At 72.4% G+C, this 12,147-nt stretch carries 11 protein-coding genes, 1 tRNA gene and 1 other RNA gene; 7 read left to right on the forward strand and 6 right to left on the reverse strand.

The features are described 5' to 3' along the window. Positions 1-13 precede the first annotated feature (13 nt). Positions 14-1,549: a hypothetical protein gene (locus ASE25_RS16180; protein ID WP_056826612.1), complete on the forward strand. Its 1,536-nt coding sequence runs from the start codon at positions 14-16 to the stop codon at positions 1,547-1,549. Positions 1,550-1,597: 48 nt separating this feature from the next. Beyond that, positions 1,598-2,824 (forward strand): enhanced intracellular survival protein Eis, encoded by a 1,227-nt coding sequence (eis, locus tag ASE25_RS16185; protein WP_056826614.1) that lies wholly within the window; start codon positions 1,598-1,600, stop codon positions 2,822-2,824. Positions 2,825-3,041: 217 nt separating this feature from the next. On the opposite strand, the gene ASE25_RS16190 is transcribed toward eis, so the two are convergent. Continuing rightward, entirely contained in the window at positions 3,042-4,286 is a 1,245-nt protein-coding gene (locus ASE25_RS16190) for an MFS transporter (protein ID WP_056826615.1), read from the reverse strand. A 192-nt stretch (positions 4,287-4,478) separates the two neighbouring features. On the opposite strand from ASE25_RS16190, the gene ASE25_RS16195 reads away from it, so the two are divergent. Beyond that, the gene (locus ASE25_RS16195) at positions 4,479-5,552 is read left to right on the forward strand and encodes a LacI family DNA-binding transcriptional regulator (protein ID WP_082619610.1); all 1,074 of its coding nucleotides are present in this window, start codon (positions 4,479-4,481) and stop codon (positions 5,550-5,552) included. 27 nt (positions 5,553-5,579) lie between these two features. On the opposite strand, the gene ffs is transcribed toward ASE25_RS16195, so the two are convergent. Then, positions 5,580-5,676: signal recognition particle sRNA small type (ffs, locus tag ASE25_RS22465), an RNA gene on the reverse strand. 23 nt (positions 5,677-5,699) lie between these two features. Next, entirely contained in the window at positions 5,700-7,022 is a 1,323-nt protein-coding gene (locus tag ASE25_RS16200; RefSeq protein ID WP_056826617.1) for an MFS transporter, read from the reverse strand. Between the two features lie 111 nt (positions 7,023-7,133). On the opposite strand from ASE25_RS16200, the gene ASE25_RS16205 reads away from it, so the two are divergent. After that, positions 7,134-7,607 carry a hypothetical protein gene (locus tag ASE25_RS16205; protein ID WP_056826619.1) on the forward strand — a complete coding sequence of 158 codons (474 nt, stop codon included), beginning with the start codon at positions 7,134-7,136 and terminating at the stop codon, positions 7,605-7,607. Positions 7,608-7,852: 245 nt separating this feature from the next. On the opposite strand, the gene ASE25_RS16210 is transcribed toward ASE25_RS16205, so the two are convergent. After that, positions 7,853-7,940 (reverse strand) — tRNA-Ser (locus ASE25_RS16210). A gap of 84 nt (positions 7,941-8,024) precedes the next feature. Here ASE25_RS16210 and ASE25_RS16215 point away from each other — a divergent pair. The 3 genes from ASE25_RS16215 to ASE25_RS16225 all read left to right on the forward strand — a co-directional run bounded on the left by ASE25_RS16215 (position 8,025) and on the right by ASE25_RS16225 (position 11,189). Continuing rightward, entirely contained in the window at positions 8,025-9,011 is a 987-nt protein-coding gene (locus ASE25_RS16215; protein WP_082619611.1) for an MBL fold metallo-hydrolase, read from the forward strand. A 44-nt stretch (positions 9,012-9,055) separates the two neighbouring features. Then, positions 9,056-10,063: an ornithine carbamoyltransferase gene (gene argF, locus ASE25_RS16220; RefSeq protein WP_056826621.1), complete on the forward strand. Its 1,008-nt coding sequence runs from the start codon at positions 9,056-9,058 to the stop codon at positions 10,061-10,063. A gap of 94 nt (positions 10,064-10,157) precedes the next feature. Next, complete coding sequence (locus tag ASE25_RS16225) at positions 10,158-11,189, forward strand: metallophosphoesterase (protein WP_056826623.1); 1,032 nt, start codon at positions 10,158-10,160, stop codon at positions 11,187-11,189. Positions 11,190-11,264: 75 nt separating this feature from the next. Here the strand turns inward: ASE25_RS16225 and ASE25_RS16230 are convergent, their stop codons facing one another. Further along, the gene (locus ASE25_RS16230; RefSeq protein ID WP_056826624.1) at positions 11,265-11,801 is read right to left on the reverse strand and encodes a LytR C-terminal domain-containing protein; all 537 of its coding nucleotides are present in this window, start codon (positions 11,799-11,801) and stop codon (positions 11,265-11,267) included. Positions 11,802-11,846: 45 nt separating this feature from the next. Further along, entirely contained in the window at positions 11,847-12,143 is a 297-nt protein-coding gene (locus ASE25_RS16235) for a type II toxin-antitoxin system VapB family antitoxin (RefSeq protein WP_020145941.1), read from the reverse strand. Positions 12,144-12,147: the final 4 nt, after the last annotated feature.

Genomic DNA, 12,147 nt, shown 5'->3' on the forward strand with positions numbered 1-12,147 from the left:
CCGCGGACCGACGATGAGCAAGCGCAAGCAGCCGGCCCGCAGAAAGGCCGCTCCCGCCCCCACGACCCCCGAACCCACAACTCCCGAACCCACGGCCCCCGAGCCGACGGCGGAGCGGGCGGCGACCCGAACACCCGGCGAGACGGCATACGACCGCGCGGCACGCGACCTCACGGCACCGGCCGAGGTCGACTACGACGACCACGACCTCCTCGGCCAGGCCGACTGGGTCATCGGTGGCGAGGCGGCGCGCAAGGCCCGGCAGCAGGGGTTGTATGCCGGCTACGTCCTCTTCCTCGGTGCGCTCGTCTACGGCCTCCCGATCGTCCAGGCCGTGTTCCGCACGTCCGATGCCTCCTCGCTCGGTGACCAGCTGAGCTCGCCCGAGGCGATCGCGCTGCTCGTCGCGTCCGTCGCTGCGCTGCTCGGAGCGGTGGTCTTCGCCGGCCGCTTCCGGGGCCCGGTCGTGCCGCCCATGCCCTGGATCGACCTCGTGCTTCCCGTGCCGCTCGACCGCGCCCTCGCCCTGCGTCGGTGGTGGCGCTACGCCGCCGTCGGGGGCCTGTTCATCGGGGCGCTCAGCGGGCTGACCGTCGGGGGCGGCCTGGCCTTCGCGCACCTGGCCGGCCCGGTGACGATCATCGTGACCACGGCTGTCGGTACCGCTCTCGGTGTCCTCGCCACGCGCCTCTGGCTCTGGTCGCAGGTGCGCTCCTGGCCCGGCCCGGACCGCGGGCTCAGCCTGCTCTGGCGCGTGCCCGATGCCCTGCGCGAGCTGCACGCCGAGTCGCTGCGGGCCCACTCGGCCAACACCTCGACCATGGCCGGGTCCGCCCTCACGGGCAACCTGCGCACCGCGCGCCTCGCGCTGACCCGCCCCGTCCGGCACGGACGCTCCGCGCGTCTCCGCCCGGGTCGACCCTTCGGCGTACTCGTCCGCCGCGACGTCATCGGCCTGCGGCGCACGCCGGGCGCGTTCCTCTCGGGCCTCGGCCTCACGCTCCTGGGCGGCGCGATCGTCACGTGGGCGTTCACGCAGCCGGCGGCCCCGAGCATCGCGGCGACGATCGGCCTGCTGCCGCTCTACCTCGGCTTCGGCGCCTGGGCGGAGGGGTTGCGCCTGCAGGCCGACAACGTCGGCACTCCCTCCCTCCTCGGCACCGGCGAGCTGACCGAGGCCGTGGCCCACGTGACGGTCCCCACCGCCCTGACGCTCCTGGTGCTCGGCGGCTGGGTCGCCGTCGCCGGTGCCCTCGGGTCGCTGCCGGGCAGTGCACCGCTGTCGCTGTGGCTGATCCTCGTGCTCGTCGTCGCCGGCAACGTGCTGGCGGCCTTCCGCGGCTCCCCCACCTTCATGCTGCGTCCCCAGATGGTCATCGCGTGGTATGCCGTGCCGGCCCTCGCCGTCGTCGTGCTCGGCTCGCTCGTCGCGGTGCTGACCAAGGCCGCCAGCTACACGTGGCTCTCGGTCGTGAGCTGGCTCGTCTACGCCGTGCTTGCCTGGGCGGTCTCGAAGGTGCGCCGGCTGACCTACCTGCACCGCGCCTGAGCGACAACCCGTTCGCGGTCGGCGGTGACCACTCGTTAGGTTCGGGCCATGAGCGAGCTGCGCACGCGTGACGTCGTCGACGCCGACCTCCCCGCCGTCCTGGCCATCCGCAACCGGTCGTTCGGTCCGCTCGGCACCGGCGGCGACGTGTGGTGGCAGCGCGTCTCGGCCGAGACCCTCGGTGGCCGGATGATCGCGGTCGTCGACGAGTCCGACCAGGTCATCGGCGCCGGCCGCATCCGACCCTACGAGCAGGCGTGGGGCGGGCAGCACCTGCGCATGGGCGGCGTCGCCGGCGTCTACGTCGAGCCGAGCGCCCGCGGCCGGGGCGTCGCGACGGCCCTGACCCGCGCCCTCACCACGAGGATGGGCGAGCTCGGCGACGTCGTGTCGTGCCTCTTCCCGACCACGGCGACCCTGTACCGCGGCTCCGGCTACGAGATCGGGGGCGTGCAGACCCGGATGACGTATGCCGCCCACCACCTCCGCGACCTCGGCGCCACGCGCGCCGGGCGGGCTGGATCGACCGGCCTGCGCCCCGCGGTGCCGAGTGACGCGCAGCAGATGCACGACCTCGCCCGCGCCTCGAGCGCCCGGCACGGGGTCAGCGGACCGATGGTGCGCTCGGTGGCGGCACTCACCGGGATGCTCGAGCGCGACGAGCTCATCGCCTACGTCGTCGACGGCGGCTTCGTCGTCTACGACCTGTCCGAGCAGGCCGTCACGGTCGAGGATCTCGTCGCGACGACCCCCGAGGCAGCGGCGACGCTGTGGGGCGTCGTCGGATCGGGCTCGTCCGCCGCGCCGACGGTGCACACCTTCCTCGACCCGCGCGACCCGGTGACGCTCGCGCTGGGCGGGCTGCCGACGGTGGAGGTCCAGCAGATCCCGTGGATGGCCCGGGTCGTCGACCTGGGGGCGGCCTTCGCCGGGCGAGGCTTCGGTCGGCATCTCTCGGTCGAGGCCGACCTGGTCGTCGACGACGCCGAGGCGCCGGCCAACACCGGTCGGTGGAGCCTGTCGGTCCGCGACGGGCGTGGCACCGCGACACGCACCGACGACGCCCCGGTTCGAGGTGATGCCAGCACCGACGCGGCTGACGCGATCACCTCGAACGCGCTGCGGGTCGAGGCGCGCGGGCTGGCGGCACTGTGGTGCGGCTGGTCCGTGTCGCGCCTGCGCCAGGCCGAGCTCGCGACCGGGGGCAGCCCCGACGGCGATGCCGCCCTCGACGCCGTCTTCGCCTGCCAGCCCTTCATCACCGAGTACTTCTGACAGCAGACCCCGTCGAGTGGCCCCGTCGTCACACCCGGGACTGGGACCGGTGCGACCGCTGGGGCCACCCGGCCACTCGAGTGAGCGCCTCGCACCAGTCGAGTGAGCGCGGCGTCCCAGGAGCGTGTGGCAGGTGGGACGACGGGGCCACTCGAGTGGGACCGGGCGCTCACTCGAGTGGGACTAGGCGCTCAGTCGAGTGGTGACCGGCGAGCGGTCAGTCGGTGGTCGAGGCGGTGGTCGAGGCGGTGGTCGAGGCGGTGCTCGCGGCTCGGTCGGGCTCGCGGACGGCGGGGATGGCCACGAGGGCGACGACCGCCATGGCGCCGACGACGAGCAGCGAGTGCAGCACGCCGACGTGGTCGCCGAGGAAGCCGAGCAGCGGTGGCCCGGCGAGGAACGCGGTGTAGCCGATCGTCGAGACGACGCTCATCCGGGCGGCGGCACGCCTCGGGTCGTCGGCCGCGGCGCTCATGCCGACGGGGAAGCCGAGGCTCGCCCCGACACCCCAGATCGCGGCGCCGACGAAGGCGAGCACCGGACCGCCGTAGACGACGAGGAGGCAGCCGACGACGGCCGACACGAAGAGGACGCGGAGCACCGGCACGCGGCCGCGCTCGTCGAGCACGCGGGTGCCGAGCAGCCGGCCGGCCGTCATTGCCGTGAGGAAGACCGCGAAGCCCACGACGCCCACCCAGCGCTCGAGGCCGTAGCCGTCCGAGAGCGCCACCGCGACCCAGTCGTTGGCCGTGCCCTCGGTGAACGCGGCGGCGAGGACGACGACGCCGATGAGCAGGGTGCGCGGCTCGCGCCAGGCCGCACCGATCCCCGCCTCCGAGCGCACCTCGGCGCCCGTCTCGTCCGTCTCGACCGAGCGGGGCAGGAAGGCGCGCAGGAACCACGGGGTCACGGCGAGCAGCAGCACGACGAGGCCGGCGAGGTGCACGGCGACCGGGACGTGGAGGAACGACAGGCCCGCCCCGATGAGGGCGCTCACGACCGTGCCACCGCTGAAGGCCGCGTGGAAGTGCGGCATGATCGCGCGGCCGAGGAAGCGCTCGACCTCGGCGCCCTCGAGGTTCATCCCCACGTCGAAGACCCCGGTGCCGATGCCGACGAGCACGAGGCCCGCCATGACGACGGCACGGTTGTGGGCGACGTCGACACCGAGGCCGACGCCGAGCAGACCGACGCTCTGGACGACGGCGGCGCCCATCAGGGTGCGGGCCGCACCGAGGCGGTGCACGATCCAGCCGGACAGCGGGAGACCGATGACCGAGCCGAGCGAGGCGGCGAGCAGGGTCAGGCCGAGCTGTCCGGCCGAGAGCCCGAGCTCGTGCTTGATGTCCGGCACTCGTGAGGCGAAGGCCGCGAAGGCCGCCCCGTTGATCGCGAAGGCCGTGAAGACGGCGGTGCGGGCCGTGCGGACGACGGCGGCCGGCGGGGCACTGACGGCGGACATGGAGCAAGCCTCTCAAGGGACGACCGACGCGGGGGGCGTGAAGCGAGGGGATGAAGCGGGCCGGCCGTCCGTGCGGCCGACCACCTCGACGGCGGTCTGGCGATGGTTCGGGACGAGGGTGGCCCCGGTGAGACCGAGCCCTCGAGCGCTTCGAATCGATTCGACTCGAAACGTTTCGATAGCATGCCTCCCATGGTCACCCGAGGTCAAGCCCGTCCGACGCTGCGCGACGTCGCCGAGCGCGCGGGCGTCTCGGTGTCGACGGCCTCCCTCGTCTTCAGCGGCAAGGGTCCGGTCGCGGAGGCCACGGGCGACCGGGTCCGTGCCGCCGCGACCGAGCTCGGCTTCACCGGGCCCAACCCGCTCGCGTCGTCACTGCGCCAGGGCCGCTCGGGCGCCATCGGCGTCCTCGTCGAGGGGCGCCTGCGAATGGCCTTCCGCGACCCCTTCGCCATCGCCGTCCTCGACGGCCTCGCCGAGGTGCTCGAGACCGTTCCCACGGGCATGCTGCTCATCGGGCAACCCGCCGGCTCAGGCGAATCCGTCGTCCCGCAGCTCGCACCGCTCGCCCTCGACGCGGTCGTCTTCTCGCTCTGCGGACCCGGCGAGAACCCTGCCGTCGAGCACCTCGCGGCCCGCGGCATCCCGATGTTCAGCACCGGCGTGCCGGGCGACCGGCGCATCACCCAGGTCCGCGTCGACGAGCGCGCCGCAGGCATCGCCGTCGCCGAGCACGTGCGCTCGCTCGGGCACCGCCGGGTCGCCCACGTCGCCATGCCGCTGCGGCCGACGAGCACGGCCGGTCCGGTCCCCGACGCAGAGGTGCGGCCGGGCGAGGCCAACGTGCCGAGCGTGGGCCGCCTGCTCGGCTTCCGCGACGTCTTCGGCGCGGACGCCGCCGCGGTCCAGACCGGGGACGGGTCGTCGTTCGAGGGCGGCCGGATCGCGGGCCGGTCGCTGCTCGACGTGCCCGAGCACGAGCGCCCGACCGCCATCGTCACCCAGTCAGACGTCATCGCGGCCGGGGTCATCGTGGCCGCCGAGGAGCTCGGACTGCGGGTGCCCGACGACCTCAGCGTCACCGGGTTCGACGGCGTCGACCTCCCGTGGCTGCCGCACCGGATCACGACCATGGACCAGCAGGGCCGCGAGAAGGGCCGGATCCTCGGGACGCTCGTGCGCAAACGCCTCGACGGCACCCGGCCCCGGAGCGTGACCCAGCCGGTGCAGCTGCGGGTCGGCACGACCACCGCTCCCCCGGCCTGACCGGAGGCCCGCCACCGCGCGGAGGGGAAAAGGGACACCCCGCGTACCTGGAAGAGCTCTCCTACCCTTGCTGCATTCCTGCCCTGGGGGAGTTCGGAGAGGTACCACCACGCGGGGTGCCGACGGCCAGTGTATGCCGCCCCGACGTCAGCCGGAAATCGCCCCTCCAGCCGTGGCCGGGCACGCGGTCGGCGCCTGCTCGACCTCTCGGACTCCGTTGACGTGCGGGGGCAGCCGACGCTCGACGACGAGCGAGATGACGGCGAGCAGGGCGCACCCGCCGACGAGGAAACCGATGTAGACCGGACCCAGGCCTCGCCCGATGAGGAAGCTCGCGACGACCGGCCCGACGACGAAGGCGATCGAGAACATGAGCGAGCTGAGCGCGTTGTAGCGGCCCCGGAGGTGGTCGGGCGCGAGGTCGTTGACCATCGCGGCGCTCGTCGGCTGGAGCATCGTCTCGCCGAGGCCGAACACCCCGGCGCAGGCGCAGAGCAGCACGGTGGCCGCGACCGTGCCCGGCACGAGCGCCGTCGCGCCGAGCAGCGACCAGGCCACCATCCACGTGAATGCCATGACGACGGCGACCCGGGTGCGACGTCGCCCCTCGATGCGCTGGAGCACGACGAGCTGGAGCAGCACGATGACCACGGTGTTGGCCGCGAACGCGTAGCCGAGCCCCTCGGTCGAGACCTGCCCCAGGGCACGCGCGAAGGCGGGCATGCCGGCGTTGAGCTGCGGGTAGCTGACGAGCGCGGCGACGCCGACGAGGAGCAGCAGGGCTCGCAGCCGGGGGTCACGCAGCAGCGCGACGTAGGACACGCTGCCGGTCGCCTCGTCGGCCGGCCGCGCGACCCGGTCGCGGGCACGGCGCAGCGGGCCGAGGAGGATGACGAGCGCCGGCACGTAGCTGAGGGCGTCGAGCAGGTAGACCGTGACGAACGTGCCCGGCCGCGACACGTCGACGAAGCGCCCACCGACGATGCCGCCGATGCCGATGCCGAGGTTGAGCAAGGTGAAGTTGATGCCGAAGTAGCGCTGCCGCTGCTCGGTCGGGATGAGGTTGCCGATGAGCGCGCTCGACGCCGGCCAGACGATGCCGAAGCCGTAGCCCATGAGGACGAGCGCGAGGGCCGCCTGCCCCGTCGTCGTGGCGAGCGCCAGCACGATGTCGGCGAGGAGCAGCGCCACGAGGCTGCTCGCGTAGACCCGCCGCGGCCCGATGCGGTCGATGAGCGCCCCGGCCGGCGCCACGAGCACGATGCCGACGCCCGCCTGGAGCGCGAGGAGCAGACCCACGGTCTCGAGCGGGATGCCACGCACCTCGTGGAGGTAGACGACCATGAACGGCAGGACGAGGCCCGTGCCGATCGACTGGAAGACGACGGTCGAGATGAGCAGCTTGCCCTCGCGCGGCAGGTCGTGCCAGAACGAGGTCAACGGCGGGCGGGCGGCACTGGTCGAGCTCACCGGTGCAGTCTGCCGTGCCCCACCGACAGCCGCCGAACCGATGTCGGGGACCTTCGCCTCTGGTGCGCACCCGAGCCCGCGACGAGCGTGGAAGCACCGAAGGAGGTCGCCATGTCGACCCTGCAACAGCGCCCCCAGACCTCTTTACCGCTTCCGGCACACAGCCCCGGAAACCGGTGGGCCCTCGGGCTCGGGATCGGCGGACTCCTCGTCGCCGCAGCCACGTTCGTCGTGCCCGATCCCGACGTCGCCGGACTCTGCTGGACGGCCGGCTTCGCCCTGCTCTTCGCGGCCACGGTCGTGGTCGTCGTCGGCCACGTCCACGCCCGCGACGACCACCTCAGCGCCCTGCCCACGAGCACCGCGGGCTGGGTGGCCCTGACCTGCTTCGCCGCCGGGGCCGCCCTGCTCTTCACCCCCGTCGGCGAGCTCAGCCTCGTCCTCGGTCTCGTCGCCGCGGCCGCCGGCGTCAGCGCCGTGTCCGTCTCGCGGGAGCGGTCGCTGCCGGTCATCATGCTGCCGCTGCTCAGCGGCACGTTCGTGCTGGCGTTCCTGCTGGGCGAGCTGCTCATCGGGCACGAGTGAGCCGACACGGCTTGCGTACGCGTGGAGCTCGCTGACGAGGCCGCCCGGGCCTTCGTCGCGGCTGGGTCTCCTGCCCGCTCGGCTGGGGACACCCTCAGCCGCGGGGATGGGGGAACCGTCGGCTCGAGGCCGGAGGGGCCGCTCGTTCCTCGCGGCGAGCGGCCTCGAGCCTCCTCCCAGATCCCGAGGACTCCGCCAACAGCAACGGCCCCCATCGCGCTGAGCGCGATGGGGGCCGTTGCTGTTGGCGGAGGATGGGGGATTTGAACCCCCGAGGGTTTTATCCCAACACGATTTCCAATCGTGCGCACTAGGCCACTATGCGAATCCTCCGTCGCGCAGGTTACCGGAGGCGGACCCCGCACAAGAAATCGGCCTCCCCGGCCACCCTGCACGACCCCGGTGCACAATCACCGCATGGCCCCTCCCACGCCGGTCGCCCTCGACACCGACGTCACCTGGATCCACGGCGCACCGTCCCCGCGGCGACGACACGACCCACCGCTCCAGGTACACCACCTCGCCCCCGGCACCGTCCTGATCCGGCAGAGCAAGGACCTCACCTACGAGGCCCCGTTCATCCTGCTGCTCCTCGGCGAGCGCCGCGCGCTGCTCCTCGACACCGGGGCGGTGGAGGGCACCGCCCTGCGACAGACGGTGGACCGCCTCGTCGCGGACCACGTCGCCGCGCAGACCCGGCCGGACGCGCAGACCCCGCCTGACGCGCAGACGCCGCCGAACGCGTACGACCCCGACGCGTACGAGCTCGTCGTCGCCCACACGCACGGCCACGGCGACCACGTCGCCGGCGACGCCGCCTTCGCCGACCGGCCACGCACGACCGTCATCGGCCACGACGTCGCGAGCGTGTGCGCCTTCTTCGGCATCACCGGGTGGCCGACCGAGGTCGTGCCGCTCGACCTCGGTGGCCGTGCCCTCGAGGTCTTCGGCATCCCGGGTCACCACCCGGCCTCGATCGCTTTCCACGACCCGGCCACCGGGCTGCTCCACACGGGCGACACGGTCTACCCCGGCCGCATCTACGTCCAGGACTCCGATGCCCTCCTCGACACCCTCGACCGCCTCGTCACCTTCGCTGCGGAGCGCCCCGTCACGCACGTCCTCGGCTGCCACGTCGAGATGACCCGGCGGCCCGGTCGCGACTACCCGCTCGGCTCGCGCTACCAGCCCGACGAGCCGTCACCGTTCATGACCGTGGCGCAGCTGCGCAGCGCCCGCGACGCCTTCCGCACCGTCGCGCACCGTCCCGGCATCCACCGGTTCGACGACGTCGTCTTCTGCGTCGGCGAGGGCCCCCGCGTCCTCGTCCCGCTCCAGCTGCGCGCGCTCGTCGAGCAGGTCCGCTGGCGGCTCGGGCTGCTGCGCCGCCGACCGGCTCCCTGAGACCGGATTGCCGCACGGCGACCGCGCCTGAAACCATCACGTGCATGTCCCTCGCCGCACTCCACCGCCGCAACCTGCTCAAGGAGATCGACCTGACGCCCGACGAGTTCCGGGCGCTGCTCGACCTCGCCGCCGAGCTCAAGGCCGCCAAGCGCGAGGGCCGCGAGGAGCGACGCCTCAGCGGCAAGAACATCGCCCTGCTCTTCGCCAAGACCTCGACGCGCACCCGCTGCGCGTTCGAGGTGGCCGCGGCCGACCAGGGCGCCAGCACGACCTATCTCGACCCGGTCGGCTCGCAGATGGGCCACAAGGAGTCGGCCAAGGACACCGCCCGCGTGCTCGGCCGCTTCTATGACGGCATCGAGTACCGCGGAGCCGGTCACGACGTCATCGAGACCCTCGGCGCCTTCGCGGGGGTGCCGGTCTGGAACGGCCTCACCGACGACTGGCACCCGACGCAGTCGCTCTGCGACGCCCTGACGATGCGCGAGCACGCCGGCAAGCCCGACGAGCAGATCGCCTACGCCTACGTCGGCGACGCCCGCTTCAACATGGGCAACTCGCTGCTCGTCACCGGGGCCCTGCTCGGCATGGACGTGCGCATCGTCGCGCCCCGCTCGCTGTGGCCGTCCGACGCCGTCGTCGCCGTCGCGAGGAGGTATGCCGCCGAGACCGGTGCCCGGGTCACCCTCACCGAGGACGTGGCGGAGGGCGTGCGGGGCGTCGACTTCGTCCACACGGACGTGTGGGTGTCGATGGGTGAGCCGAAGGAGGTCTGGGCCGACCGCATCGAGCTGCTGACGCCCTACCAGGTCAACGCGGAGATGCTTGCGCTGACAGGCAATCCGCGGGTCAAGTTCATGCACTGCCTCCCGGCCTTCCACGACCTCGAGACGCAGGTCGGCAAGGACGTGCACGAGCAGTTCGGGCTCAAGGAGCTCGAGGTCACCGACGACGTCTTCGAGTCCGATGCGTCCGTCGTCTTCGACCAGGCCGAGAACCGGATGCACACGATCAAGGCGCTCATGGTCGCCACGCTGGTCCAGCTCTGACGGGGGGGTCCCAGCGACCTCCCAGCCTCGCGACGCCTGACGTTCACGCTTTGGTGGTGGCGCCGTTCGACGACGGTGCGGGAGAACAGCAGTCATGCACCTCTCTCGCACCCCAGCCCTGGCGGCCGTCGCGGCCGCGCTCGTCGTCCTGCCCGCTGCCACGGCAGCCTCCGCCGCAGATGCCCCCGGTCAGGGCAAGGACGGCCACTACCGCTTCGCCGTCATCGGCGACGTGCCCTACGGCGACGCCCAGGTCGCGGCCTTCCCGACATGGGTCGACCAGATCAACGCCACCCCGGACCTCTCCTTCACCATCCACGTCGGCGACATCAAGAACGGCTCGTCGAGATGCACGAACGAGTACTTCTCGATGATCCGCACCCAGTTCAACCGCTTCACCACGCCGCTCGTCTACACCCCGGGCGACAACGAGTGGACCGACTGCCACCGCACCAACAACGGCACCTACGACCCCCTCGAGCGCCTCGCCGCCGTCCGGTCGACCTTCTTCCCCCGCGCGGGCCACACCCTCGGCGCCGACATGACCGTCGCGTCGCAGGCGGCCGCCGGCTTCCCCGAGAACGTCTCGTTCCGGCGCCAGGGCGTCGACATCGCAACCCTGCACGTCGTCGGCAGCAACAACGGCCTGCTCCCCTGGCCCGAGCTGGGTTTCACCTCCCCCACGGCGCAGCAGGTCGCCGAGGAGCGGGCCCGCACGGACAACGACGTTGCACAGGTCCGTTCGGCCTTCGCCGGAGCCCGGCAGCGCCACGACCGCGCCGTCGCGCTCTTCCTCCAGGCCGACATGTTCGACCCGACGTACGCCGTGACCTGGGCCGACAACTCGGCCTTCCAGCCGCTCGTCCGGGAGCTCGTCGCGCAGTCGAACGCCTTCGACGGCGAGGTCTACCTCTTCAACGGCGACAGCCACGTCTACAACTCCGACCGCCCGCTCGCCTCCGGCTCGAGGTGGCTCGACTTCTACGGCGTGCAGGGCTCGGCGGACAACCTCACGCGCGTCACGGTCGACGGCTCGAGCAACAACACGGACTTCCTCGAGGTCACCGTGAACCGTCCCGGCGCCGCGCACGTGCTGTCGTGGAAGCGCGTGCCCTACACCCGCTGAGCCGTCCGGACGGGCAGCACAGCGTGAGTATGCCGTCCGGCGCACACCGTGCCGGACGGCATACTCACGCTCGTGTCACGGCTGGACGGTGATCGTGGGGCACTGGCGCAGCGTCTGGGTGGGCGTCGCGACGACGGGCACCTTCCCGAAGCTCTTCCAGGCCGCGCCCACGACGAGGTCGACGGTGTCGCCCTTGCGCTTGTCGTTGAGGTAGACGGCCTGCGGCACGTGCGCCTTGACGAGTCGGGCCGACGCCGCGCCCTCGGGTCCGAAACGGATCTGCGCGACCTGCTTGACGCCCGCGTCCTTCGGGTCGTTGCCGACGGCCTTGACCTTGAATCCACGGGTGTCGGCGACCTTGGCGACGGCCGCGGCGAGCCCGTTGCGCGTCGTCGAGTTGTAGACGTTGAGGCTGACGTCGGCCGGGCGCAGTGGTGCGACGGGCACCTCCGTCGTGCACGGTCCCGGTGTCGGGGTCGTGTCGCGGAAGTAGGTCGAGGCGTAGTAGAACGCGCCCGCCATGCTCATCAGGACGACCGCGATCACGATCGTCGACCGGCGCTGGCGCCGCACCCGGTAGGTGCGGTCGTCCTTGTCAGCGACCTGCGACATCACCGCTCCTTCGTCCGTCGTCGCCCCTGGTCGGGCGGGCCCGTGTCAGGAGAGTACGAGGACTCGGGCGTGAAGGACAGGACGCTGCTGCAGCGCGGCGCGCAGTGCCCGGTGCAGCCCGTCCTCGAGGTAGAGCTCGCCCTCCCACTCGACGCAGTGCGGGAAGAGATCCCCGTAGAACGTCGAGTCGTCAGCCAGGAGGCCGCGCAGGTCGAGCGTGCTCTTGGTCGTGATGAGCTCGCCGAGCTGCACCACCCGAGGCGGGACGTTCGACCAGTCCTTGGTCGTCTCGAGTCCATGGTCTGGGTACGGGCGCGAGTCGCCGACGGCCTTGAAAATCACCGGG

This window comes from Terrabacter sp. Root85 (genome assembly GCF_001429185.1).
Classification (GTDB): Bacteria; Actinomycetota; Actinomycetes; order Actinomycetales; family Dermatophilaceae; genus Terrabacter.